Genomic DNA, 22,893 nt, shown 5'->3' on the forward strand with positions numbered 1-22,893 from the left:
CGGTCGCCGACCCTGGTCTGTTGCCGCCCGGAGCGAGCTGTCAGGATTCGTGCCATGACGGTCGGTGGCAGCCTGCGCGCGACGCGCGCCGCGATGTTCGCGGTGGTGTGCGTGGTGCTCGCGTCCGTCGGTCACATCCTGATGTCCGGTGAGTCCTTGCCCTGGCACGTGCTCGTCCTCACCGCCGCGGCCGTTGCCTGTGTGGGCTGGGCGGCGGCGGGCCAGGAGCGCGGTCGCGCGGCGGTGGTGGCATTCACTGTCGCGGTGCAGGCCGCGCTGCACGGGGCCTTCACTCTCCACCAGGCGCTGACCCCTTCACCGGTGAGGGCACCGGACGCGGAGTCCACGCTGGCGCGCCGTTGGGCCGACTATCTCCTGTGCGGACCACACGGAGACCTCGCCGCCGCGGCCCGTGCCTACGACGTGGCCGAGGACGCCGGTCTGACCCGGAGCATCAAGCTGCCGCCGCTGAGCGGCGGATCGTCCGCGATAGTCGCCCTTCAGCACGCCGGGCACGGCGGCGGTCACGGTGGCGGTGGGCACGACATGACCGCGATGACCGGTACCGCCTCCTGGGGCATGCTTGCCGCGCACCTCGCGGCGGCCCTGCTGTGCGGGCTCTGGCTCGCCCACGGCGAGCGCGCCTTCTTCTGCATCCTGCGCGCGGCCGCGGACCGTGTCCTGATCCCCTTCGCCCTGCTGCTGGCGATGCCCGTGCCGGCGTGGGAACCGCCGCGGACGTTCCGTCCCGAGCCGTCCGTCCGCCCGGCCCGGTTGCGGTTGCTCGTTCACGCACTGATCACCCGGGGTCCTCCGGTGGGGGCCGCTGTCGTCTGACAGCGGGAGCGCCCGGACCGCGTCCGTACGCCGTCCGGAAGTACCCCGTGCCCGAGCACGGGGCCCACAACCTTCACGGGCAGCCGACGGACGCACGCCGTCCTGCCCGAACACCGGGAAGGACCCGACCCCACGATGAGCCCTGTCCTGTCCGAAAGAGTCACGGACGACGACCTCACCACCTGGGCCCTCGCCGGCTCGCGGGGCGACGCGGACGCCGTCGACCGTTTCCTCCGTGCGGTCCAGAAGGACGTACGGAGGTACATCGGCCGACTCGCCGACGACGCCCAGGCGGCCGAGGACCTGACCCAGGAGACGTTGCTGCGCGCCCTCACCAGCCTCCACCGCTACGAGGGCAGGGCCCCGGCGCGCCTGTGGCTCCTCTCCATCGCCCGACGCGCGGTGATCGACAGCATCCGCTACAAGACGTCGCGCCCCCGGGTCTCCGACGTCGTCGACTGGCAGGACGTCGTCGAGCGGTCACAGCCGACGGACCTGCCCGGATTCGAGGAGGGCGTCCTGCTCCGGGCCCTGATCGCCGCACTGCCCGACGACCGCCGGGATGCCTTCGTCCTGACGCAGCTGCTCGACCTCTCGTACGACGAGGCCGCACGGGCCGCCCACTGCCCCGTCGGCACCGTCCGGTCACGTGTCTCCCGAGCCCGGGCGGCGCTGACCCGGTCCCTGAAGGAACCCGAGAGGGTGCCCATCGCCGCGTGAGGTCCGCGTGAGGTCCGGGTGGGTCGCGTGGGCGCGGCCGTTCCGTCCTCCGTACGAGGCGGACGGAACGGCCGCGTGCGGGCGGCTCAGGCCGCCGCCACCGCGTCCAGCCGACCCTCCTTCGCCTCCTCGACGAGCGAGGCGAACTGGTCCGCACTCATTTCCACCTTCTGTCCGAAGTCGTCGGTGATCACCACCCGGCGCTCCGGCGGCGCGCTCTCGTCCACGAAGAGCTGCGGGCAGCCGCAGTCACACTTGCCGCAGAACGTCGCCAAGGGCTCCAGAGAACCGATGTCAGCCATCGCTACACGCCTTTCTCGATCACGTCCGTACCGGGGCGGCAGGATGCCGCCGCGTCCTCACGGACGGAGGAGTCATGCCCGGCCGCGAGGTGCCCACGCCCGTCCGGCAGCCCGTACGGCAGCACGCGGAACGGACCCGTGCTCCCGATGCTTCGGTTTCCGGCCAACCGCCGGAAACCAGACACGACTCCGGCGCGACTCTTGTGGCGAGGCGGCCGCCCTCGGCCGGTCCTCGGGAAGGCCGGTCTGGGCTTTCCTGCCATTTTGTCGCTTTGTTCATTGCTGTGAGTGACCTCACCCCTGAGCGGGACGAGGGGCGCCGCTCCCAGCTCTGGGAGCCAACCCCGTTGAGGAGGAGGCATGCTGACGGTGCGTGGACGGCTGGATCGGAGAGGGGTCGCGAGAGCGGCGTTCGTCGCCCCGCCCGTCCGGGGCTACGTTGTGGCCGTGCGCGGACCCGGGAGCTGGCTGAGGCGGACCCGGGCGGGTCTGCTCGGGGCCTCGGCATGCCTGCTGCTCGGTGCCGCCGGGCACGTGGCGGCGGGCGGACGGCTGCCTGGCACGACCGGTCTCGTGGGGCTGTTCGCCGTGCTTGCGGTCGTGTGCGGCGCGCTCTCGGCGCTCCGCCGTCACCGCTTCGCGGCGACCGTCCTGGTCCTCGGTCTGGCCCAGAGCGTCCTGCACCTTGTCCTCCACATCATGGCCGGAGGGCACGGCGACGCCACGGCGACGCCCGGCGGGATGCACATGGGGCGCATGGAGCACATGGAGCACATGGGCCACGCCGGGCACCACGGCGTGCCCGCCGGACCGGGTGCGTCCGGGCACTCCATGGACCCGGGGATGACGCTGGCCCACACGCTGGCGGCGCTCGGCGCGGCGGTGTGCCTGATCCACGGCGAGCGGGTCCTGGGACGGCTGTCCCGCCTGCTCCTGCCCCCGCTCCCGCGCGCCTTCGTCCCGGCGACGGTTCCGGTCCCGCCGGAGCGGCCGGCCGCGGAACCCGACCGCACCCTGCCCATGCCGCGTGGTGTCCTGCTCGCCCGCACCCGGACCCGGCGCGGTCCTCCCTCGGCGACGTACGCCTGATCACCACCCCGCCCCATCCGGCGGTTCTCACCGCGCCGGCTCCACCCCGGAAGCCCCCGCGTGGTTCCCGTACGTCTTCCTGGAGCACCACCATGTCTTCTGCCACCGACACGACCAGAGCGTCGTCTCCCGCCGACCCGCCCGAGAGCACTCCTGCGGGCCGGTCCTGGCAGGGCGTGCGCGCCCTGCTCGTCCGGCTCCACTTCTACGCCGGTGTGTTCGTCGCCCCGTTCCTGTTCGTCGCCGCCCTGACCGGCCTCCTCTACACCTTCACCCCGCAGGTCGACCAGCTCCTCTACGGCGACCAGCTGCGGGTGGAGAAGACCGGCGAGCGGGTCCTGCCGCTGTCCGAGCAGATAGCCGCCGCGCGGGCCGCCCACCCCGAGGGCACCCTGGACTCGGTGGTCACCCCGCCGGGCCCGGAGGACACCACCCGGGTGGTGCTGTCCCTGCCCGAGCTCGGGGAGAAGCAGCGCACGGTCTTCGTCGACCCGTACACGGCCGAGGTGAAGGGCGAGCTGACCACCTGGTTCGGCTCGACCCCGGCGACCACCTGGCTGGACGACCTGCACCGCAACCTGCACCTCGGGGAGTTCGGCCGGCTCTACTCCGAGGTCGCGGCGAGCTGGCTGTGGGTGATCGTCGCCGGCGGCCTCGTGCTGTGGATCGGCCGCAGCCGCGGACAGCGGGCCAAGTCCGCGCGCGGGGTCCTGCTGCCCGACCGCACCGCGCGCGGCGTGCGCCGCACCCGCGGTTTCCACGCAGCGACCGGCGTCTGGCTCGCCCTGGGCCTGTTCTTCCTGAGCGCGACCGGTCTGACCTGGTCCCACTACGCCGGTGACCGCTTCGGGCAGGTCCTCGACGCCGCCCAGGGCCATGCGCCCGAGCTCGACACTACGCTCCCCGACGCCCCGGCCCCGGCGGGGGGCGCGGGTGGCGAGGAGCACGCCGGCCACGCCGGGCACGACATGTCGGCCATGAGCCCGAAGGCGGACCCGGCGGACTTCGACAAGGCGCTGGAGACGGCACGTGCGGCCGGCCTCGGTGGCACCGTCACCCTGACCCCGCCCGCCGACGCCGCCAGTGGCTGGGTGGTGGCGCAGTCCGACAACGTCTGGCCGGTCCACTACGACCGCGTCGCGGTGGACACCGCCAGGGGTGAGGTCACCTCGCGCGTGCGCTGGGCCGACTACCCCGTCCTCGCCAAGCTGACCAAGCTCGGCGTCCAGGGCCACATGGGCGTCCTCTTCGGGATCGTCAACCAGATCCTGCTCGCCCTGATCGCCGTCGGCCTGATCCTGGTGACCTTCTGGGGCTACCGCATGTGGTGGCAGCGCCGCCCCACCCGCGAGGACCGCTCCGCGCTCCTCGGCAAGGCGCCGGCGCGCGGGACCTGGCGACGGCTCCCGCTGCCCGTCCTGATCATCGGCGTCCCGGCCGTGATCGCGCTCGGCTGGGCCCTGCCCCTCCTCGGCGTCACCCTGGCCGCGTTCCTCGCCGTCGACATCGCCGTCGGACTCGCGCGCCGCGCCCGCGCGGCGTGACGCCGCGGCCCGGGTCCACCCGGGTGGACCCGGGCCGCGGCGGGGGGCCCGCCCCGGAGCCGACACCTTGTGGGGTGTGACCCACGTCACTCCATCACCGAGGAACTACCCCTCCCCGGTATCCGACTCCTGTCATACCCGCCGTCGACGGGACGGCACGGGACGTGACCGGAGGCCGTTTTCCGTGGACCACGCGCCAGCCCGAGAGCGGGCGTTCGCCCGCTTCCTGCCCCCGCCCGCGGTGTGCGGGTTCCTCCTCCTGCTGGGCGTGGTCTTCGCCGGCGCCTACGCGGCGGGTGCTGCGGTCGGGCCCGTCGCGCCCGGCATCGTGGGCCCCGCGTCGTCCGGCCCCGGGCAGGGCGACGCGACTCCCGGACACCACTCGGGCGGCCACTGATGACACCGGAGACCATGACGGGCGCCGTCACGGACCTCGTCGTGGGCGGCATGACCTGCGGAGCCTGCGTACGCCGGGTGGAGCGCAAGCTCGGCCGGCTGGAGGGCGTCACCGCCGAGGTGAACCTGGCGACCGGCCGGGCCCGGGTGACGCACCCCCACGAGGTCACCCCCGAGACCCTCGTGGCGGCGGTGGAGGCGGCCGGGTACACCGCCGAGGTACCGCGCCCCGAGCCCGTCCCGGAGACCGGTGCCGCGACGGACGAGGAGGGCGGGACCGACCCGGAACGGCAGCGGCTCGTCGTCACCACGCTGCTGTCCCTGCCCGTACTGGTCCTCTCCATGGTCCCGGCCGCCCAGTTCACCCACTGGCAGTGGCTGTGCCTCACGCTGGCCGCCCCGGTCGCGGTGTGGAGCGCGTGGCCGTTCCACCAGCAGGCCCTACGGGGACTGCGGCATTCGACGGCGACGATGGACACCCTGGTCTCCCTCGGCGTCATCGCCTCCTTCTCCTGGTCCGTCTACGCCCTCTTCCTGGGAGGCGCCGGAGAACCGGGCATGCGCATGCCGTTCAGCCTCCTTCCCTCGGCGGACGACGGCATGGCCCATGTGTATCTGGAAGCGGCCGTCGGTGTTCCGCTCTTCGTCCTCCTCGGACGCCTCCTGGAGGCCCGCGCCCGGCTCGGCACCGGTGAGGCACTGCGCGCCCTCGCCGATCTCGCCGTCAAGGAGGTCACGGTCCGGCGCGGGGACGCCGAGGTGGCCCTCCCGGTCGAGGAACTCCGTACGGGTGACCTCTTCGTCGTACGGCCCGGCGAGCGGGTCGCCACGGACGGGCACGTCACCGAGGGCGGTTCGGCGGTCGACCTGTCGCTGGTGACCGGAGAGTCGGAACCGGTCGAGGTCGCTCCCGGCCAGGACGTGACCGGCGGCTCGGTGAACGTCGGCGGACTGCTCGTCGTGCGCGCGACCGCGGTCGGCGACGACACCCGGCTCGCCCGCATCACCCGTATGGTCACTGACGCCCAGGCCGGGAAGGCCCGCGCCCAGCGGCTCGCCGACTCGGTGGCCGGGGTCTTCGTCCCGATCGTCCTCACCCTCTCCGCGACGGTCCTCGGCTTCTGGCTCGGCGCCGGGGCCGATCCGCAGGCGGCCGTAACCGCGTCCGTCGCCGTCCTGGTCGTCGCCTGCCCCTGCGCCCTCGGCCTTGCCACCCCCACGGCGCTGATGGCGGCCACCGGCCGGGGAGCCCGGCTGGGCGTCCTGGTCAGCGGCCCCGAGGCGCTGGAAGGGCTCCAGCACATCGACACCGTCGTCCTCGACAAGACCGGCACGCTGACCAGCGGTCACATGAGTGTCGGCCGGGTGACCGCCGTGCCCGGCGGCCTCGGCGAGGCCGCGGCCGTCGAGCTCGCCGGCGCGGTCGAGGCCGGTTCAGAGCATCCGCTCGGCAGGGCGATCACCGCCCACGCCCGCCGTGCCATCGGCGGCGCCGGACTGCCCCAGGTCCACGACTTCCGTGCCGTCACGGGACGGGGCGTCAGCGGCCGGGTGGGCAAGCGGACCGTCGAGGTCGTCACGGCCCACGCGGACGGCCTGCCCGAGGAGTTGAGGCCAGCGCTGGAACGCGCGGAGGACACGGCGCGCACAGCCGTCGTGGTCCGGGTGGACGGGAAGGCGGAAGCGCTGCTGGAGGTCGCCGACCTGGTCCGCCCCGGCAGCTACCGCGCCGTCGACCGGCTCCGCAGGCTCGGCGTGCGCCTGGTGCTCGCGACCGGTGACCGCGCCGCCGTCGCCCGCGCCGTGGCCGAGGACCTGGGCATCGCCGAGGTTCACAGCCGCTGCACTCCCGAGGTGAAGGCCACTCTGGTGACCCGTCTGCGCGCGGAAGGCCGCCGCGTCGCCGTCGTCGGCGACGGTGTCAACGACGCTGCGGCCCTGGCGGGGGCCGACCTCGGCATCGCCATGGGAGGTGGCACGGACGCCGCCATCGGCGCCTCCGACGTCACCCTCGTCCGCGGCGACATCGAGGCTCTCGCCGACGCGGTGCGGCTGGCCCGCCGGACCCTGGTCACGATCCGGGTCAACCTGGCCTGGGCCTTCGGCTACAACCTCGTCACCATGCCCCTCGCCATGGTCGGCCTGCTCAACCCGATGCTCGCCGCCCTGGCCATGTCCGCCAGCTCCGTCCTGGTCGTCGCCAACAGCCTCCGGTTGCGCGCCTGGCGGCCCGGCGGCTCCGCCCGTCGCCCCCGGCCCCACGCGGCGGGCGCCCGCCGCTCCCCGGCAGGTGTGCGATGAACACGACACCGTCCACCCCGTGGCGCTACGACCGCACCGGCCTCGCTGACGCGGTCCGCACCGGTGCCGTCGCCCTCCTCGTAGGCGTCGCGGGAGTCTCGGGTCTCTCCGCGTGGGCCCTCGCCGGCCACGCGGGCAGCCCGGCCCGGATCGAGGTCCGCGAGGGCCGGCTCCTGCTGCCCGCCGTTCCCGGAAGCCCCACCAACGCCTACTTCGCCGTCGTCAACACGGGCGGTGCCCCCGACCGCCTCGTCGCGGCGACAGTCCTAACGGCGACCACGGCGACGAGCGCGGCGGAGATCACCCAGCACCGCATGAACGAGGTCAACGGGGCCTACCGGGAGGATGGCGGGGCCCTCACCGTGCCAGCGCGGACGGCGGTCGCCATGTCCCCGTTCGGCCCTGCCCTCACCGTACGGGCGTCACCGTTGTGGCGCCCGGGAGACCGCGTCACCTTCGTGCTCGACTTCGAGCGCACCGGACGCGTGACGGTCGATGCCGTCGTCACCCCCCTCGGCGTTGCTCCGGCGTCCTGACCCGGCAGCTCGGCCCGGCCGAATGGGTGGGGAGCTCGAACGGGCTATATGACGGGCAGTAGTTCTTGGGATTCGGAGGGTGCTCCCAGAGCCGCCGGGGGAGGCGCGCCCTGTCCCACACGGGCGTGGGGCGGGTCACAGGAACGACAACCGCCTTTCGTTCGACCCCTGCTGTGAGCCACCGGCGCAGGCCGGCCCGTCACCAAGGAGCATCCATGCCCTCCTACGGGCTCGCCGCGATCGCTCTGGTCGCGACCGTCGGTCTGACCACCGCGGCCTGCGCGGGTCCGCCGGCGAAGAAGGATGCCAAGGCGACGGCGTCGGGACCGGCCTCCGCCTCGGGTTACCCGGTGACGCTGGAGAACTGCGGCACGAAGCAGACCTTCACCAAGGTGCCCGAGCGGGTCGTCGTCATGAACGGCGCCTCGGTCGCGGAGGTGTCGACCCTGCTCGCCCTCGGCGTGCAGGACCGGATCGTCGTCAACCAGCAGAGCTACGGCAGGTCCGAGGTACCCGGCCGCGCCGGGGCCATCACGGGCCTGCCCAACGGCGGCATCAAACCGAACGACGCCTTCGACATCTCCCGTGAGGCCATGCTGGGACAGCGGCCCGACCTGGTGCTCTCCAACACTTCGTACGGCTTCAACGCCAAGAACGGCTTCGCCACCCGCGACCAGTTGGGCCAGGTGGACGCCCGCAGCTACATCTCGCCCCAGGGCTGCGACGAAGACCCCTCCCGCATGACCCTCCAGGACAGCTACACCCTGCTGCGCGACATGGGCAAGGTGTTCGGTGTCGTCGACAAGGCCGAGGAGATCGTCGCGGGACTCCCGGAAGCGGATCGCGGAGATCTCCGCCAAGGTCGAGGGCAAGCCGAAGCCCGAGGTCATGGTCCTCTCCTCGAACATGTCCATGGGCGCCAACGAGTTCAGCGCCGTCGCCGCCAAGGGCATCTACAACGACATCCTCGCCAAGGCCGGCGGCACCAACGCTTTCGAGAGAGTGTCCGTCCGGGGGTGTCGGGCCATTCGTTCGCCCGGTGCGATTGGCCGCCTCTGAGGATCAAGCGGAGGCTCTTGGAGGGGATGTAGCCGAAGCGGGGATGCTGACCCAGGAGTGCCTACTGGCTCGGCGGGTTCCCTCTCGGCTCTCGCCTCCGTCCTGGCCCTTGAAGAGTCAGGGGAGTCGCCCAGCTTCCTCCGAAGGGCCTGCCGAAAAGGAAGCCGGGCCGGACGGTGCCGTGGCTGCGACCACCGTCCGGCCCGGAGTGTGCGGGGCTGGGGTTCAGGCCGCCTGCTCGTGTTCGCAGGCGTCCTCGATCCCGTACGTCTCCCAGGCGGGGAAGTCGTCGTCGGCGGGAACGGCCTCGCCCGGCGCCAGCAGGCAGGCGTCCAGGGCCGCGTGCAGGGCGTCGGCGCGCAGACCGGTGCCGATGAAGACCAGCTCCTGGCCCTGCGTGGTGTCCCGGCCGCGGGCGCCGGACGGTTCGAAGCGCGCGACGGCACCGGCCTGGGACCACAGGCCGGTCACCCGGGGCCGGCTGGCGAGCCAGAAGAACCCCTTCGACCGCAGAACCCGCCCGAACGTCCCGCTGTCGAGGCCCTTGGTGACGAAGGTCCACAGCCGCCCGGGGTGGAAGGGCAGGTCGGAGCGGAACACGAGCGAGGAGATCCCGTACTCCTCGGTCTCCGGTACGTGGTCGCCGTTGAGTTCCTTCACCCAGCCCGGGGCCTGCTGCGCCTTCTCCACGTCGAACAGGCCGGTACCCAGGACGTGTTCCAGGGGCACCTGTCCGCGCACGCCGGGGACGATCCGCGCCTCCGGGTTGAGCCGCGAGAGCGCGGCGCGGAGCCGGCGCGCCTCCTCCGGCCCGACCAGGTCGAGCTTGTTGAGGACGATGACGTCCGCGAACTCGACCTGGTCCATGAGGAGATCGCTGACGGTCCGCTCGTCGTCCTCGTACTGGTCGAGGCCGCGCGCCACGAGTTCGTCCCCGCAGGCGAGTTCCGTCAGGAAGTTCGCGGCGTCGACGACGGTCACCATGGTGTCGAGGCGGGCCAGGTCGCCGAGGGTGGCGCCGTCGTCGCGGGGGAAGGAGAAGGTGGCGGCGACCGGCATGGGCTCGGAGATGCCGCTGGACTCGATGAGCAGGTAGTCGAAGCGGCCTTCGCGGGCGAGCCGGTCGACCTCCTCCAGCAGGTCGTCGCGCAGGGTGCAGCAGATGCACCCGTTGGTCATCTCGACCAGCCGCTCCTCGGTACGGGACAGGGCCGCCTCGCCGCCGCGGACCAGCGCGGCATCGATGTTGACCTCGCTCATGTCGTTGACGATGACCGCGACCCGCAGCCCTTCGCGGTTGCCGAGCACGTGGTTGAGCAGAGTGGTCTTCCCGGCGCCGAGGAACCCCGAGAGCACGGTCACGGGCAGCCGGTCGGTGGAGGTCATGAGCGCTCAGCCCTCCGGGCGGACGAGACCGCGCTCGTACGCCTTCACCAGGCGCTGCGGGACCTGGTGGACGGAGCCGTCGACGGTGACCGGAACCAGCTGGGGCGTGGTCGCCTTCCACTGGGCGCGGCGGTGGCGGGTGTTGCTGCGGGACATCTTGCGCTTGGGGACGGCCATCGTGAGACTCCTCGGTCCGGATCTGACACGAAGAGGCTATATGGAAATGGATACCATTATCAATCTGGCGCCGTGGCGCCGAAGAGAGGGTCGGGCCAACCGCTCCAGACCGCCGGCCCCAGCGACAGCTCGGCATCCGTGATCAGCGCCCCGTCCAGCGCGCCCATGATGCGTTCGGCGTCGAGGCCGGGTCCGGTGAATCCGATCTCGCAGCGCCGCTCGCCGTAGTAGTCGTCCCAGAGCCAGGAGGCGAGCGTGCGGCGCTGCGCGGAGGCGGCTTCCCAGGCGTGGGTGTCAGACTCCTCCAGCCATCGGTCGGCCTCGCGGACATCGAGGTGGGGGCCGGCCGACCGCCAGTGGATGACGGCGTCCGGCCTGTTGGCGAACCAGAGGTGGCCCCGGCTCCGCAGTACGCCGAGCATGACCTCTCCGAGGGCATCGGCGAGCCGGCCAGGGTGCAGCGGTCGGCGGGCGCGCCAGACGAGGCTGGACACGGCGGGGGGTGTGTCCGGGGGTGCGGGGAGCAGGGTGACTGCCTCCAGTGACGCCGCCCATGCCTCGCGTGCCCGCGCGGGTGACCGCCTTCCCGTCAGTGCCGCGCCGCTCGTGGGTGGGTGCCGCAGGGGCATCACATGAGCGCGGCTGTTGAGGTGTCGTACGAGGGCGACCGCGCCCTCTGGGGTGGGGGAGTCGCCCGGGGTGGCCATGAGGAGGGTGTCGGCGGCCTCGATCTGCCGGACCGCCGCCTCGGCAGCGGTGAGCGGCTCGCTCCAGCCGCCGTCCGCCCACAGCCGGGCAGACCGGCGTACGTCCGTGACGTCCCTCAGGAGGGTGGCGGAGTCGACGGTGGCGAGTACGGGACCGCAGTCGTAGTGGTCGTCCAGGCTGTCGGCCCCGATCCTGCTGCGCCACAAGCGCAGAAGGAAAGGCGCGAGGTCGACCTCGCGCGGCAGGGTGAGCAGGACGTGTACGTCCCTCCTGGCCCGCCGCAGTGCGATCAGGTCCTGCCGCAGGATCACCGCCGGATCACCCGTCGCCCCCGAGGAGACCTGCGCCGCCTCGTCGACGGAGGAGGATCCGCCGGCCGTCAGGCGCTGGACCACCGGGTACGGGTCGGTCGTGCCGGCCTGGATGGATACGGAGAGGGTGACCGCCTCCGGATGTCGACGGGAGACTTGTCCGGCGAACTCGCCGCGTACTTCGGGGGTGTTGCCGACGAGGACGCTCAGCAAGCCCTTCGGAGGTGTCTCGCCGGTCGGCGCACGTCGCTTCGGGTCAGGTGTCATGTCGAAGGTGTCTCGCGAAAGGAAGGCCGAGTGGCGGGGCGGAGCCTGGCGGGAGCGCCCCGAGCGGGTGCCTCGGCTCCCGGGCGTCCGTGTGCGGCCCTTTCGGTCCCCCTCGCGGGCCCGCGAAGTGCCGCACACGGACGGGACCCGACCCTAAATGCTCATGGCATCCATTTTCAATGGGGCGGAGCGGTTGGTGTGCTCGGGTGCGCCGCCCGGCCGGGGCGGATGTGCTGTGAAGCCGGGCCTACCAGGACGACTTGGTCACGCCCGGAAGGAATCCGGCGTGGGCCTGCTGCCGCGTCCGCACCCGGGAGAGTCCGAACTTGCGCAGATAGCCCCGGGGGCGCCCGTCCACGCTGTCGCGGTTGCGCACGCGGGTGGTGCTGGCGTTGCGTGGCTGTCGGCGCAGCTCCGTCTGGGCGGCCTCGCGTTGGTACGCGGTGGAGGACGGGCGGCGGATGATCGCCTTGAGCTCGGCTCGCCGGGCGGCGTACCGCTCGACGACCTCCTTGCGCTTCTCGTTCTGCGCGATCTTGCTCTTCTTCGCCATCAGACCTTCCCTCCCCCTGCGCGGATCCGGGCCACGGCGGCCTCGATGCCGATGGTGTCCACGGTCCTGATCGCCCTGGCGCTGAGGGTGAGGCGCACGTGTCGTCCCTCGCTGGGCAGCCAGTACCGCTTGTGCTGGAGTTCGGGTCGAAGCGGCGCGAGGTGCGCCGGTGCGAGTGGGAGACGCTGTTGCCGAAGCCGGGCTTGGCGCCGGTCAGTTGGCAGTGGGCCGACACGGTTGCAGCCGCCTTTCTCGCCGAGAAGGCATGTTTGTAATGGAAATCATTGTCATATACTAGCCTCGTGGCACGCCACGAGATTCGGCCGGTCATCAAGCTCCGTTCGACGGCGGGCACCGGGTTCACCTACGTCACCCGCAAGAACCGGCGCAATGACCCGGACCGGATGGTGCTCCGCACGTACGACCCCGTCGTCAGCCGCCGCGTCGACTTCCGCGAAGAGCGCTGGACCCCGCAGTAACCCCGCCCGCACCGTTGAGAGGCCCTGCCATGAAGCCCGGAATTCACCCCGCGTACGAGCCCGTCGTCTTCCGCGACTCCGCCTCCGGCACCGCTTTCCTCACCCGTTCCACGATGACCAGCGACAAGACCATCGAGTGGGAGGACGGCAACACCTACCCGGTCGTCGACGTGGAGATCTCCTCCGCGAGCCACCCCTTCTACACCGGCACGGCGCGCGTGCTCGACACGGCCGGCCGTGTCGAGAAGTTCCAGCGCCGCTACGGAGCCCGCTGATGGGCGACGTTCCCGGGCTGCCCGTCGTCATCGTCGCCGGCCTGCACGCCGACGCCCGGACCGAGGTCGTCGACCGCCTCCTGAAGGCCGTCCCCAGCAGCGTGGCCCTGCACCACGACCTGGCGGGGGCACCCGACGGCAGCGTCCTGCGGCTGATCCGCGACGCCGACAGCACCCTCTCCCGAGCTGAGACGCCCCTGGTCAACGACTGCGCCTGCTGTGCCCTGCGCGAGGGCCTCGTCCCCGAACTCGAGCGACTGGCTGACAGCGGCCTGACCCGTCTCGCCGTGGTCGAACTGTGGGACTCGGTCGAGCCGAAGGCCATGGCGGAGGTGATCGCCGCACGCAGCCACGACCGCCTGGCCCTGACGAACGTGATCACCGCCGTGGACCCCGCGCTCGTCCTGCCCTACCTCGCCAACGGCGACGTCCTCGCGGCAGCCGGACTCGCGGCGGCCGCCACCGACCAGCGGACCGTCGGGGACAGCTGGGCCCGACAGCCGGAGTACGCGCCCGTCCTCGCCGTCGTCGACAACGACGAGGCCGACGAGGAGGACCGCGCGCTCCTCGCGCAGCTGCATCCCACCGCGTGGCGCGTCCCGGCCGGCTCCGGCGAGCTCACCGAGGCAGCCCTCGCCGGCTTCGACGTCGAGGCCGCCGCGGCGGCTCAGCATCCCGCCTGCGCGCTGCTGCCCCAGGAGGCGGACGAGGCCGGAGTCGCCACCTTCGTCTGGCGCCGCCAGCGCCCGTTCCATCCCGAACGCCTCTGTCAGGCACTTGAGGACCTGTGCTGTGCCGCCGCCCGCAGTCGTGGCCGGTTCTGGCTCGCCGACCGGCCCGACACCCTGCTCGCCTGGGACGCGGCCGGCGGAGCGCTCTGCGTGGAGAACGCGGGCCCCTGGCTGGCGTCGCTGCCGGACGCGGCCTGGGAGATGGTGCCGCCCATACGCCGGGCCGCCGCCGCGCTCGACTGGCACCCCGACCACGGCGACTGCTGCCAGCACGTCGTCTTCACCTCGCCCGGCCTCGACCGGGACGGACTGGAGCGGCTCCTCGACTCCTGCCTCCTGACGGACGCCGAGTACGCGTCGGGGGGTGAGGCCTGGAAGCACAAGGACGCCGACCTGCTACGGAAGTTCATCTCCGACCGCGGCAAGATCCGCAGCCGACGCGTCACCCGCGTGACCGCCCAGCAGCAGCGGGCGCTCGCCACCGCCATCAAGAACGCCCGCGAGATGGCCCTCCTGCCCTACGCCAGCCGCTGAGCGGCGCACGAGAGGTCCGGTGGAAGGACCGCTCGCCCCGGGGGGCAATCAACGTGATCGTCATTTCACTTCCCTTCCTCAGGGAGGGCGCATGCACGGCGCGTCGATCCGTGTACGCGGACTACTTCTGCTCGCGGCACCCCTGACGCTGCTGTGCACGGGTGCCGGGCCCGTGGGAGCGGCCCCGGCCCCGATACCCGTGGTCGCCTCCACGAGCGTGTACGGAGAGCGACGACCGTCTCCAGCGGCGGGCAGCCCGGCTCGGTGCAGGCGAGTTCCCGGATCATGACCGCGGTGTCCTCGTCGAGGCCGAGCAGCGTGCGCACGGTCTCCTTCAGCTCGCGCAGGCGCGGGCTCGGCCCAGGTCGTCCCGGGCGGTCTCCCAGTGGCATGGCGGCGGTTCTCCTTCGTCCGGGGCGGGTTGGCAGCCGGCGCAGATGCCGGTGAGTTCGACGGTGTGCTCCACCGCGACGAAGCCGGCGTCGGCGGCGATCCGTCCGGCCCACCGCTCGACGACCTCCGAGTCGACCGGCCGGCTGCGGCCGCAGCAGCGGCAGATCAGGTAGTGGCGGTGGCCGTTGTCGGGCCGCCGACGGTAGAGCCGCTCGCCCGCCTCGTCGCGTACGACGTCGACACCGCCGGACGCCTCCAACTCCCGCAGGGCGCGGTACACGGTCGTCAGCCCGATCCGGGTCCCGTCCGAGGTCAGCAGGCCGTACAACTCCTGGGCCGATACGAAGTCCTGGCAGCCGGTCAGGACTCGCAGGACCGCTGCTCGCTGCCGGGTCGTCCGGCCGCTCACACAGATCACCCCCAGGCGCTGGCCGACTGGTGCACTTCCCAGCGTATATGAAAATGAAATCCATCACCATATAGGTGATCGGTCATGCGTTGCCGAGTTCTGGGCCGGGTCTTCGCCGCTGAGGCGGCCCCGTTCTCGGGTATTCGCGAGGTGTTGACCGTCGGAGACGGCTGCTGGTGGGTGCGAACATCGCCGGCAATGTCGTCGAGGCGGCCGTCGCCAGCGGCTGGCGGAGCGTGAAGAGCGGCTTCGACCCTTCGAAACAGCCCGTGGCTGCCTCGCGTGCATGCTGACCTGCCTCAGTGGCCATTCGGCCGACCGGTGCCCGTACCTCGCTGCCTGGATCGAGGTCTGTCTGGAGCGGGGCGGAGTCGGCGGCCCTGTTGGCGTCGCGGACTGGGCGGGCCTGAAATGCGTGGAGCCGACCTCGTCCTACTTATTGAAAACCGTTTTCGTTTCCTGCTAGCTTGCGCTCGACGGCTTGACGCACTGGCTGTCCGGTTCGAGGAAAGGGAACGACGGTGGGGGAACGGCACATTGCGCGCAGGACAGTGCTGCGGGGGATCGGCGGTTCCGCCGCGGCGGTCGCGGCCGGGGGTCTGGTGACCGCCTGCGGTGGTGACGGCGGTGGCGCGACGCCGGCGGCAGACGACGGAAAGCCCCGGCACGGCGGGAGGCTGCGGGCGGCCTTCACCGGATCCAGTGCGGAATCGGCGAGCGTCCTCCAGGCGACCTCGACGCCCGTCGACTACGTGCGGGCGCGAATTGTCTGGGACACGATCGGCGAGATCGAGAACAGCAAGCCGGTGTGGCGGGTCGCCGAGTCCGTCGAGCCCAACGACGACGCGACGGTGTGGACGGTGCGCGTCCGGGACGGCGTCACCTTCAGCGACGGCAAGGCCCTCACCGCCGACGACGTGCTGTTCACCCTGCGGACCTTCGCCACGCAGCCCACTACCCAGAGCGCCTTCCTGGCCGGACTCGACACCAAGGCGTCCAAGGCCCGCGACAAGCGCACGGTCGAACTGCACCTGAAGGGCGCGGACGGCTTCTTCGACCTCGCGCTCGCCCAGTCGATGTTCGTGTTCCCGGACGGTACGAAGGACTTCGCGAAGGCGCCGGGTTCCGGGCCCTTCGTGCTCAAGGCATGGTCCCGGGGGAAGAGCAGTCTGCTCACGGCCCGCAAGGACCACTGGGGGAGCGGCGGACCGTATCTCGACGAGATCGAGCTGCTGTCCGTCACCGAGGCCGAGGCGCGCCTGAACGGGCTCAAGGCCGGGCAGTTCGACTACGCGGGCGCCCTGTCCCTGCCCACCACCCGGGCCGAGGCGAACAACTCCCGCCTGCGCATCACCACCGCTCCGCGCGAGCTCTGGGGCGAACTGGCCTTCTCCATGAACCTCTCCACGGACCCCTTCATCCGAGCCGAGGCCGTCCAGGCGGTCAGGTATGCGATCGACCGCGAGGCCATGGTCCGCACCGTCACCCTGGGCAAGGGGGAGGCCGCCGACGACGCGATGGGCCGTCATCAGGCTTGGTACGACAGCTCCTTGCCGCGTGTCCCGCACGACCCCGACCGCGCGCGGCGGCTGATGTCCTCCGGGAGTCTCAAGGGCACGAGGCTGTCCATCCGGACCAGCAACTACGAGTACGGGCCCCTGGAAGCCGCCACCGCCTTCGTCGAGCAGGGGCGGGCGGCGGGGCTGGAGGTCGCCGTGGACAAGGTGCCGGCCGCCGACTTCTACACCGACATGAAATCCCTGCTGGGCGCGCCGCTGAAGACCAGCTTCTACCACCCGCTTCCGCTGCCGCTCGCCCTGAGTCTGTACTACGGGCCGCAGGCGTCCTACCCCTTCACCGGCCCGTCCGACGACACCCTGAAGGGGCTGATGAACGCCATGCACGCCGCAGTCGGCCTGGACAGGCGCACCGGCGCCGTGCACGACGTTCAGCAGTACCTGTACAAGCACGGCGGAGACGCGGTGTTCGTGCGGGTCCCCACGGTGGCGGGCGCGGCGACGGCCGTGCGCGGGGTGCAGGCGTACGGCTTCTTCGACTACCCGTCGCTGCGTGACGCCTTCCTCGCCTCGTGACCGGCACACCGGGCGGCGCGTGGTGGCTGCGGCGGGCCGGCATCGCTGCCGTCACCCTGCTCGCGGCCTCCGTGCTGGTCTTCGGCGCGACCCTGCTCACGCCGGGCGACGCGGCCGCTGCCCGGCTCGCCGGGCAGGGCGCCAGTCCGCGGCAGATCGCCGAACTGCGGCACAGCCTGGGCCTGGACCGGCCCGCCTGGGAGCGCTACGGCAGCTGGCTGTGGGGCGCGCTCCACGGTGACCTCGGCCGCTCGTACACCACCGGCGAGACCGTCTCCGGGTTGATCGCCGAACGGGCGGGAAACTCCCTGGTGCTGGGCGCGGTGGCGGCGGCCCTGCTGGTGCCGTCGGCCGTGGGGCTGGGGCTGTGGGCGGGGCTGCGTGCCGGGCGATCCGCGGACCGGGTGGTGTCCACGGCCACGCTGGCGCTGGTCAGCCTCCCCGAGTTCGTCATCGGGACCGTGCTCATCCAGATCTTCGCCGTCGGGACCGGGTGGCTGCCCGCAGTGTCCTTGCCTCCCGCCGGCGAGGGGCCGTTGTCCCAGCCGCAGATCCTGGTGCTGCCCGTGCTCACGCTGCTGTCGGTCTGCCTGGCCCAGAACGTACGCCTGATCCGGGCCGGGGTGACGGAGGCGGTGGGCTCGGACGCGGTGCGGGCGGCCCGGCTCGGCGGGGTGCCCGAACACCGGGTGGTGCTGCGGTGGGTGCTGCCGGCGGCGGTCGTCCCGGCTGTCCCGGTGCTCGCCCGCTATCTGGCGTACCTACTCGGCGGGACGCTCGTCGCCGAGACCCTCTTCGGATATCCGGGGCTCGCCGCAGCTCTGGTGAACGCCACGGCCGCCCGAGACGCCCCCGTCATCCTCGGCGTCAGCATGCTCGTAGCCGCCGTGACCGTGACTCTGAACCTGCTGGCGGACGCTGTTGCTTCCGCCCTCAACCCGGCGACGAGGAGGCCGAGTTGACTCGTCTGGTGCGCCGCATGGCGGCAGCCCGGTTTTCCCGCCGGGCGGGCGCGGTGGCGGCGGGCGTGGTCCTGGCCACCGTCGTGCTGCTGGCGCTCATCGGGCCCTGGCTCGCCCCCCACACGCCGGGTGCCGTCCTGGACATGCCGTACGCGCCGCGCAGCGGGCATGCGCCCCTGGGTACTGATCACCTCGGCTCCGACGTGCTCAGCCGCTTCCTGACGGGCGGGCGCGCGCTGGTGCTGCTCGCCGTGGGCGCCCTGGCCGTCGCGTATGTCCTGGGAGCCGGTCTGGGCATGGTCGCGGCGCTGCGGGGCGGGCTCGTGGATGCCGGCGTGCTGCGCCTGGTGGACGTGCTGCTGAGCCTGCCCTCCTTCCTGCTGCTCAGCGTGGTCGTGGTGGCCGTGGGGCGGGGCACCGGTGGGGTGGCCGTCGCCACCTCCGCCGTCCTCTTCCCTGAGATCGTGCGTGTGGTGCGGGCGGCGACGCTCCAGGCCCTCCAGCACGACTACGTCGAGGCCGCCGTCGCGCGCGGTGAGGCCACCGGCCATGTCCTCGCCCGCGAGGTGCTGCCCAACCTGGCGCCGGTGCTCGCCGCCGACGCCGGAGTGCGGTTCGTGGGCGCGGCGTTCACGGTCGCCACCGCCGGGTTCCTCGGCTACGGGGCTCAACCGCCCGCCGCCGACTGGGGGTTGATGATCCTTGAGAACCGCGACGGCCTCGCGCTGCAGCCCTTGGCCGTGATCGTGCCCGCCACCGGGATCCTGGTCCTGCTGCTGAGCGCCAACCTCCTGGTCGACGCGGTGCTTCCGGCGGCTCGTGTCCAACGGCCGTGTTCCGTCGCGGGTACGGCCGCGGACGTCGACGCCGGCGACACGGCGCTGCGCATCAGAGACCTCACCGTCGAGGCCGACGGGGTGCGTGTCCTCGAGGGCGTCGAACTCGACGTCCCCCGCGGCCGCGTCCTCGCCCTGGTCGGCCCCTCTGGATCCGGCAAGACGACCCTGGCGCTCGCCGCCTTCGGCGAGCTGCGCCCCGGGCTCGCGGCGACATCCGGCACGGTGCGTCTGGCCGGGACGTCGGTGTTCGGGCTGCGCCCCCGGCAGCTGCGGCAGCTGCGTGCCCGGCATGCCGCGTACGTCCCCCAGGACCCGCGCACCTCGCTGGCGCCGACCCTGCGGGTGGGCGACCACATCGGGGAGTTCCTGCGGGCCCGCGGCGTGCCGCGCGCCGAGCGGCGAGGCCGTGTGCGGACGGCTCTGCGCAGCGCCCGGCTCCCGGACGACGACGCCTTCCTGCGCCGCCGCCCGCACCAGCTCTCCGGCGGGCAGCGGCAACGCGTGGCCCTGGCCGCCGCCCTCGCTCACAGCCCCGACCTGCTGGTTCTCGACGAACCCACCAGTGCCCTCGATCCGGTGACCGCCGCCGGGCTCCTGGCCGACCTCGGGCGGATCCGCGAGCAGGGCGGACCGGCCGTCGTACTGATCGCCCACGACCTGACGCATGTGGCGGCGGTGGCCGACGACGTGGTGGTCCTGGACCGTGGTCGAGTGGTGGAACAGGGGCCGGTGGAGGTGGTGTTGGCGCGGCCGGCGAGTGAACCGGCCCGGCGCCTGGTCGTCGCCGCACGTGCTGCCGTGGCGCCCCGGCCTGTGGGCGGTCGAGCGGAGGGCCCGACCGTCCTGTCCGTACGCGACCTGAGTGCCGACCGCGGCCGAAGGAACGTGCTCAGCGGTGTCAGTCTGACTGTCGCCGAAAGCGGCTGCCTGTCGGTGGTGGGCCCCTCGGGCGGTGGCAAGACGACGCTGCTGCGCTGTCTCGCCGGGCTGCACCCCGACTGGGCCGGCGAACTCCGGCTGGGCGGGCGGAGCGTGGAGCACGGCGTGCGCGGGCGGACCCGCGACGACCTGCGCCTGCTCCAACTCGTGCCGCAGGACCCGTACGACTCCCTCAACCCGCGACACACCGTGGAGCGGATCCTCTCCCGGCCGCTGCACCTGTACCGGCCGGAACTCGACGCAGATGCGCGCCGGGCCGAGGTGCACCGACTCCTTGAGCGGGTCGGCCTGGACGCGGCCCACTCCGCCGTGCGGCCCGAACGGCTCTCCGGGGGACAACGTCAACGCGTCGCAATGGCAAGGGCTTTGGCGGCCGAACCGCGTGTGCTGCTGTGCGACGAGGTGACCAGTGCGCTGGACGCACCCACGGCGGCCACGGTACTGGCGCTCCTCGACGAGCTTCGACGGGACCTCGGGCTCGCGCTGGTGGTCGTCACGCACGACATGACGGTGCCCGTACGGCTGGGCGGGGATCTCGCGGTCCTGGCCGATGGTGCGGTCCGCGAGGCGGGGCCCGTCGAACGCGTCGTCGCCGCGCCCTCGGACCCTGTGACCGTCCAACTGCTCAGTCCCGTAACCCAGTTGCCGAGTTCGACGACCTACGAAAGGACGGGTCCGTGAACCGTCCCGAAAGCGCATGGCTGCGCCGCCCCCGTCCGCAGCGACACCCGGCGGTGCGGTTGCTGTGCCTGCCGCACGCCGGCGGGTCGACCGCGTTGTACCGCTCCTGGAAGGACCTGCTGCCACCGGAGGTCGAGCCGGTGCTGGTCTGTCCGCCGGGACGGGAGGACCGCATGGACGAACCGCTGCCGAAGGAGCTGCCGGAGCTGGTGGCGGGGCTCGCCCGGGCCGTGGAGCCGTTGCTCGACCGGCCGTGGGCGGTGTTCGGGCACAGTATGGGCGCCACGGTCGCGCACGAGCTCGTCCTGCGGCTGCTGAGAGGACGCCACCGGGCGCCGGAGCACCTTTTCGTCTCCGCGCGCGAGGCACCGCAGCACCACCACGGCGGCACCGTGCACCTCCTGGACGACGACGCCCTGGCCGCCGAGCTGATACGGCTCGGCGGGACCTCCCCCGAGCTGCTCGCGATGGCCGAGGTGCGCGGACTGGTACTGCCCGCGGTCCGAGGCGACTACCGGCTCATCGAGACGTACGCGGCGGATCCGCAGGGTCCGGTGCCGTGCCCGATGACCGCGCTGGTCGGCGAGGCGGACACCGAGCTGACCGCCGAGGAGGCAGCGGGCTGGGAGAAGTGGACCACCGGCCCCTTCCAGCTGCTGACCTTCCCCGGCGGCCATTTCTACCTCTCCGACCGGCCGCGGGTGGTGGTCGATGCCGTACGCCGCCGCCTGCTCATCCCTGCGTGACGGGGGCCTCGTAGGTGTCCTTGTCACGGACCAGTACCAGGCTCGCCGCGGCCGCCACCAGGGCTGCGATCCCCGCGATCAGGAAGATCTGGGAGAGGGCCTCGGTGTAGGCGCTGCGGGCCAGGGAGAGCACCGGGCCGCGGGCCGTCCCGGGCACGGCCGCGGCGACCGCGTCGAACTGGCCGGCCGTGACCAGGCGGCGCAGCTGCCCGCCGGCCGAGTCGGGAACGGCGTGCTCGCCCAGGGCACCCGCGGACATGACGTCGTTCACCTTGCTGGTCAGGACGACGCCGAAGACGGCCACGCCGGTGGCGGTGCCGAGCGGGAAGAAGCTGTTGGCCGCGCCCGAGGCGGTGCCGGCGCGCGAGGGCGGGACCACGTTCACGGCCAGCGACAGCAGATGCGGCAGCGTCAGACCGGCGCCGACCCCGATCAGGACCAGCATGGGAAGCAGCGCCGTCCAGTCGTCGTCCGGCGAGATGCCCACGGCCAGCAGTACTCCGGTCCCGACCGCCGCCATACCGAGGCCCAGCACGCGCGACACCGGTACCACCTTGGTCAGCAGCCCGCTCAGCGGTGCGCCGATGATGATCGCGACCGACTGGGCGAGCAGCACCAGGCCGATCTCGATCGGGGTGAGGCGCAGCATCCCGCCGAGCCACAGGGTGATGAAGGGCAGCATGCCGAAGCTGAAGATCCGGGTGGCGAAGCTGAGCAGCAGCGCACCGGCGAAGGTGGGGATCGTGAACAGCCGCAGGTCCAGCATCGCGCGCTCGCCGAGCCGCCACTGCACGGCGACGAACGCCACGGCCAGCAGCGCTCCCGTGATCAGCGAGGCCAGTACGTCCGCCTGCGACCAGCCGTCCTCCGAGCCGGCCAGCAGGCCGTAGTTGAGCAGGAAGAGGGCCAGCACCGCCAGAATCGCTCCGGCGTAGTCGATCTGCCGCGAGCCGCCGGTGCCGCCGTCCTCGGGGACCTTGCGCGCCGTGCCGTAGATGATCAGGAGCCCGAGCGGCACGTTGACGGCGAAGAGCCAGGGCCAGCTCAGCCACTCCACGATGGATCCGCCGACCAGCGGGCCCAGCGCCGCCGACACGGCGCCTCCGGCGGTGAACAGGCCGATGGCCGTCGTACGCGCCCGTGTCGGAGCTCCCTCGAAGACGCCGGATATCAGGGCGAGCGACGTACCGAGAACCATTGCCCCACCCGCGCCCTGAACGGCCCGGGCCGCGATCAGCACGCCGGCGTTCGGGGCCAGCGCGCAGGCCGCCGAGGCGAGGGTGAAGACCGCGACGCCGGCGAGGAAGATGCGCCGGCGGCCGATGAGGTCCGACACGGATCCCGCCGTGAGCAGCAATGCCGCGAAGCTCAGGGTGTAGGCGTTGACGATCCACTGAAGGCTGTCCAGCGACGCACCCAGGTCGGCGCCGATCTCGGGCATCGCCACATTGACGACGGTGATGTCGAGCGTCATCAGCGCGGCGGCCAGCGCCGTCACGGCGGTCGTCCAGTGCCGAGCGCTGCGGACGTCCGGTGGCGTCTCCTCCTGGTGCCCGATCTTCAACTCCGATGCGTCGCCGCCCTGTTGGGTGGCTTCGGCTTCAGTCATGGCCTTCCTCTCCAGTT

21 protein-coding genes and 2 pseudogenes are annotated in these 22,893 nt (G+C 72.4%); 15 read left to right on the forward strand and 8 right to left on the reverse strand.

Annotated features, from left to right (window positions below):
- Positions 1-54 precede the first annotated feature (54 nt).
- Together ACIGEZ_RS20100 and ACIGEZ_RS20105 are read left to right on the forward strand one after the other, a co-directional pair.
- Entirely contained in the window at positions 55-837 is a 783-nt protein-coding gene (locus ACIGEZ_RS20100) for a hypothetical protein (RefSeq protein WP_399832850.1), read from the forward strand.
- A 135-nt stretch (positions 838-972) separates the two neighbouring features.
- Complete coding sequence (locus tag ACIGEZ_RS20105) at positions 973-1,557, forward strand: sigma-70 family RNA polymerase sigma factor (RefSeq protein WP_399832852.1); 585 nt, start codon at positions 973-975, stop codon at positions 1,555-1,557.
- 86 nt (positions 1,558-1,643) lie between these two features.
- On the opposite strand, the gene ACIGEZ_RS20110 is transcribed toward ACIGEZ_RS20105, so the two are convergent.
- Positions 1,644-1,859, reverse strand: coding sequence for a hypothetical protein (locus tag ACIGEZ_RS20110; protein WP_105867903.1), 216 nt, complete (start codon positions 1,857-1,859; stop codon positions 1,644-1,646).
- 447 nt (positions 1,860-2,306) lie between these two features.
- Here ACIGEZ_RS20110 and ACIGEZ_RS20115 point away from each other — a divergent pair, with 447 nt between their 5' ends.
- The 6 genes and pseudogenes from ACIGEZ_RS20115 to ACIGEZ_RS20140 all read left to right on the forward strand — a co-directional run.
- Positions 2,307-2,948 carry a hypothetical protein gene (locus ACIGEZ_RS20115; RefSeq protein ID WP_399832854.1) on the forward strand — a complete coding sequence of 214 codons (642 nt, stop codon included), beginning with the start codon at positions 2,307-2,309 and terminating at the stop codon, positions 2,946-2,948.
- A gap of 92 nt (positions 2,949-3,040) precedes the next feature.
- A complete protein-coding gene (locus tag ACIGEZ_RS20120; RefSeq protein ID WP_399832856.1) occupies positions 3,041-4,492 on the forward strand; it encodes a PepSY-associated TM helix domain-containing protein in 1,452 nt (483 codons plus the stop codon).
- 184 nt (positions 4,493-4,676) lie between these two features.
- On the forward strand, positions 4,677-4,889 hold the full coding sequence (locus ACIGEZ_RS20125) for a hypothetical protein (protein WP_399832858.1): 213 nt from the start codon (positions 4,677-4,679) through the stop codon (positions 4,887-4,889).
- Positions 4,889-7,189: a heavy metal translocating P-type ATPase gene (locus tag ACIGEZ_RS20130; protein WP_399832860.1), complete on the forward strand. Its 2,301-nt coding sequence runs from the start codon at positions 4,889-4,891 to the stop codon at positions 7,187-7,189. Before ACIGEZ_RS20125 ends, ACIGEZ_RS20130 begins: the two co-directional genes overlap by 1 nt.
- A complete protein-coding gene (locus tag ACIGEZ_RS20135) occupies positions 7,186-7,725 on the forward strand; it encodes a copper chaperone PCu(A)C (RefSeq protein ID WP_399832862.1) in 540 nt (179 codons plus the stop codon). The genes ACIGEZ_RS20130 and ACIGEZ_RS20135 overlap by 4 nt, the downstream gene beginning before the upstream one ends.
- A 215-nt stretch (positions 7,726-7,940) precedes the next feature.
- Positions 7,941-8,733 (forward strand): annotated as a pseudogene (locus ACIGEZ_RS20140) (ABC transporter substrate-binding protein); the annotation flags it as partial.
- A gap of 276 nt (positions 8,734-9,009) precedes the next feature.
- On the opposite strand, the gene ACIGEZ_RS20145 reads toward ACIGEZ_RS20140, so the two are convergent.
- The 5 genes and pseudogenes from ACIGEZ_RS20145 to rpmB all read right to left on the reverse strand — a co-directional run bounded on the left by ACIGEZ_RS20145 (position 9,010) and on the right by rpmB (position 12,421).
- Positions 9,010-10,170 carry a GTP-binding protein gene (locus ACIGEZ_RS20145; RefSeq protein ID WP_399832864.1) on the reverse strand — a complete coding sequence of 387 codons (1,161 nt, stop codon included), beginning with the start codon at positions 10,168-10,170 and terminating at the stop codon, positions 9,010-9,012.
- A gap of 6 nt (positions 10,171-10,176) precedes the next feature.
- The gene (rpmF, locus tag ACIGEZ_RS20150) at positions 10,177-10,347 is read right to left on the reverse strand and encodes a 50S ribosomal protein L32 (RefSeq protein ID WP_399830890.1); all 171 of its coding nucleotides are present in this window, start codon (positions 10,345-10,347) and stop codon (positions 10,177-10,179) included.
- A gap of 59 nt (positions 10,348-10,406) precedes the next feature.
- The gene (locus ACIGEZ_RS20155; protein WP_399832866.1) at positions 10,407-11,633 is read right to left on the reverse strand and encodes a GTP-binding protein; all 1,227 of its coding nucleotides are present in this window, start codon (positions 11,631-11,633) and stop codon (positions 10,407-10,409) included.
- 247 nt (positions 11,634-11,880) lie between these two features.
- A complete protein-coding gene (gene rpsN, locus ACIGEZ_RS20160) occupies positions 11,881-12,186 on the reverse strand; it encodes a 30S ribosomal protein S14 (protein ID WP_399832868.1) in 306 nt (101 codons plus the stop codon).
- Positions 12,186-12,421 (reverse strand): annotated as a pseudogene (gene rpmB, locus ACIGEZ_RS20165) (50S ribosomal protein L28). The gene rpsN and the pseudogene rpmB overlap by 1 nt, the downstream one beginning before the upstream one ends.
- 67 nt (positions 12,422-12,488) lie before the next feature.
- On the opposite strand from rpmB, the gene rpmG reads away from it, so the two are divergent.
- The 3 genes from rpmG to rpsR are packed head-to-tail and all read left to right on the forward strand — an operon-like array spanning position 12,489 to position 14,205.
- On the forward strand, positions 12,489-12,665 hold the full coding sequence (gene rpmG, locus ACIGEZ_RS20170) for a 50S ribosomal protein L33 (RefSeq protein ID WP_399832870.1): 177 nt from the start codon (positions 12,489-12,491) through the stop codon (positions 12,663-12,665).
- A gap of 29 nt (positions 12,666-12,694) precedes the next feature.
- Entirely contained in the window at positions 12,695-12,940 is a 246-nt protein-coding gene (locus ACIGEZ_RS20175; RefSeq protein ID WP_030493470.1) for a type B 50S ribosomal protein L31, read from the forward strand.
- Complete coding sequence (gene rpsR, locus ACIGEZ_RS20180) at positions 12,940-14,205, forward strand: 30S ribosomal protein S18 (RefSeq protein ID WP_399832872.1); 1,266 nt, start codon at positions 12,940-12,942, stop codon at positions 14,203-14,205. The genes ACIGEZ_RS20175 and rpsR overlap by 1 nt, the downstream gene beginning before the upstream one ends.
- 334 nt (positions 14,206-14,539) lie before the next feature.
- Here the strand turns inward: rpsR and ACIGEZ_RS20185 are convergent, their stop codons facing one another.
- Positions 14,540-15,007, reverse strand: a complete 468-nt coding sequence (locus ACIGEZ_RS20185) for a Fur family transcriptional regulator (RefSeq protein WP_399832874.1) — start codon at positions 15,005-15,007, stop codon at positions 14,540-14,542.
- A 521-nt stretch (positions 15,008-15,528) separates the two neighbouring features.
- On the opposite strand from ACIGEZ_RS20185, the gene ACIGEZ_RS20190 reads away from it, so the two are divergent.
- From ACIGEZ_RS20190 to ACIGEZ_RS20205, 4 genes are read left to right on the forward strand one after another with little or no spacing between them, the layout of a single operon-like run.
- Positions 15,529-17,100 carry an ABC transporter substrate-binding protein gene (locus ACIGEZ_RS20190; RefSeq protein WP_399832876.1) on the forward strand — a complete coding sequence of 524 codons (1,572 nt, stop codon included), beginning with the start codon at positions 15,529-15,531 and terminating at the stop codon, positions 17,098-17,100.
- Positions 17,097-18,062 carry an ABC transporter permease gene (locus ACIGEZ_RS20195; protein ID WP_399832879.1) on the forward strand — a complete coding sequence of 322 codons (966 nt, stop codon included), beginning with the start codon at positions 17,097-17,099 and terminating at the stop codon, positions 18,060-18,062. The genes ACIGEZ_RS20190 and ACIGEZ_RS20195 overlap by 4 nt, the downstream gene beginning before the upstream one ends.
- Positions 18,059-20,521: an ATP-binding cassette domain-containing protein gene (locus tag ACIGEZ_RS20200; protein ID WP_399832881.1), complete on the forward strand. Its 2,463-nt coding sequence runs from the start codon at positions 18,059-18,061 to the stop codon at positions 20,519-20,521. Before ACIGEZ_RS20195 ends, ACIGEZ_RS20200 begins: the two co-directional genes overlap by 4 nt.
- Entirely contained in the window at positions 20,518-21,267 is a 750-nt protein-coding gene (locus ACIGEZ_RS20205) for a thioesterase II family protein (protein WP_399832883.1), read from the forward strand. The genes ACIGEZ_RS20200 and ACIGEZ_RS20205 overlap by 4 nt, the downstream gene beginning before the upstream one ends.
- Here ACIGEZ_RS20205 and ACIGEZ_RS20210 read toward each other — a convergent pair.
- Positions 21,254-22,876, reverse strand: coding sequence for an MFS transporter (locus ACIGEZ_RS20210; RefSeq protein WP_399832885.1), 1,623 nt, complete (start codon positions 22,874-22,876; stop codon positions 21,254-21,256). The genes ACIGEZ_RS20205 and ACIGEZ_RS20210 overlap by 14 nt on opposite strands.
- Between the last annotated feature and the right edge of the window lie 17 nt (positions 22,877-22,893).

Origin of the sequence: Streptomyces sp. NPDC085481 (assembly GCF_044541845.1) — a bacterium.
Lineage (GTDB): Bacteria > Actinomycetota > Actinomycetes > Streptomycetales > Streptomycetaceae > Streptomyces.

Excerpts from the sequence above, each read along its gene's own strand:
- ACIGEZ_RS20100 (WP_399832850.1), top strand. The coding sequence starts at position 55 with ATGACGGTCGGTGGCAGCCTGCGCGCGACGCGCGCCGCGATGTTCGCG.
- ACIGEZ_RS20105 (WP_399832852.1), top strand. The coding sequence starts at position 973 with ATGAGCCCTGTCCTGTCCGAAAGAGTCACGGACGACGACCTCACCACC.
- ACIGEZ_RS20110 (WP_105867903.1), bottom strand. The coding sequence starts at position 1,859 with ATGGCTGACATCGGTTCTCTGGAGCCCTTGGCGACGTTCTGCGGCAAG.
- ACIGEZ_RS20120 (WP_399832856.1), top strand. The coding sequence starts at position 3,041 with ATGTCTTCTGCCACCGACACGACCAGAGCGTCGTCTCCCGCCGACCCG.
- ACIGEZ_RS20130 (WP_399832860.1), top strand. The coding sequence starts at position 4,889 with ATGACACCGGAGACCATGACGGGCGCCGTCACGGACCTCGTCGTGGGC.
- ACIGEZ_RS20135 (WP_399832862.1), top strand. The coding sequence starts at position 7,186 with ATGAACACGACACCGTCCACCCCGTGGCGCTACGACCGCACCGGCCTC.
- ACIGEZ_RS20145 (WP_399832864.1), bottom strand. The coding sequence starts at position 10,170 with ATGACCTCCACCGACCGGCTGCCCGTGACCGTGCTCTCGGGGTTCCTC.
- rpmF (WP_399830890.1), bottom strand. The coding sequence starts at position 10,347 with ATGGCCGTCCCCAAGCGCAAGATGTCCCGCAGCAACACCCGCCACCGC.
- ACIGEZ_RS20155 (WP_399832866.1), bottom strand. The coding sequence starts at position 11,633 with ATGACACCTGACCCGAAGCGACGTGCGCCGACCGGCGAGACACCTCCG.
- rpsN (WP_399832868.1), bottom strand. The coding sequence starts at position 12,186 with ATGGCGAAGAAGAGCAAGATCGCGCAGAACGAGAAGCGCAAGGAGGTC.
- ACIGEZ_RS20175 (WP_030493470.1), top strand. The coding sequence starts at position 12,695 with ATGAAGCCCGGAATTCACCCCGCGTACGAGCCCGTCGTCTTCCGCGAC.
- rpsR (WP_399832872.1), top strand. The coding sequence starts at position 12,940 with ATGGGCGACGTTCCCGGGCTGCCCGTCGTCATCGTCGCCGGCCTGCAC.
- ACIGEZ_RS20210 (WP_399832885.1), bottom strand. The coding sequence starts at position 22,876 with ATGACTGAAGCCGAAGCCACCCAACAGGGCGGCGACGCATCGGAGTTG.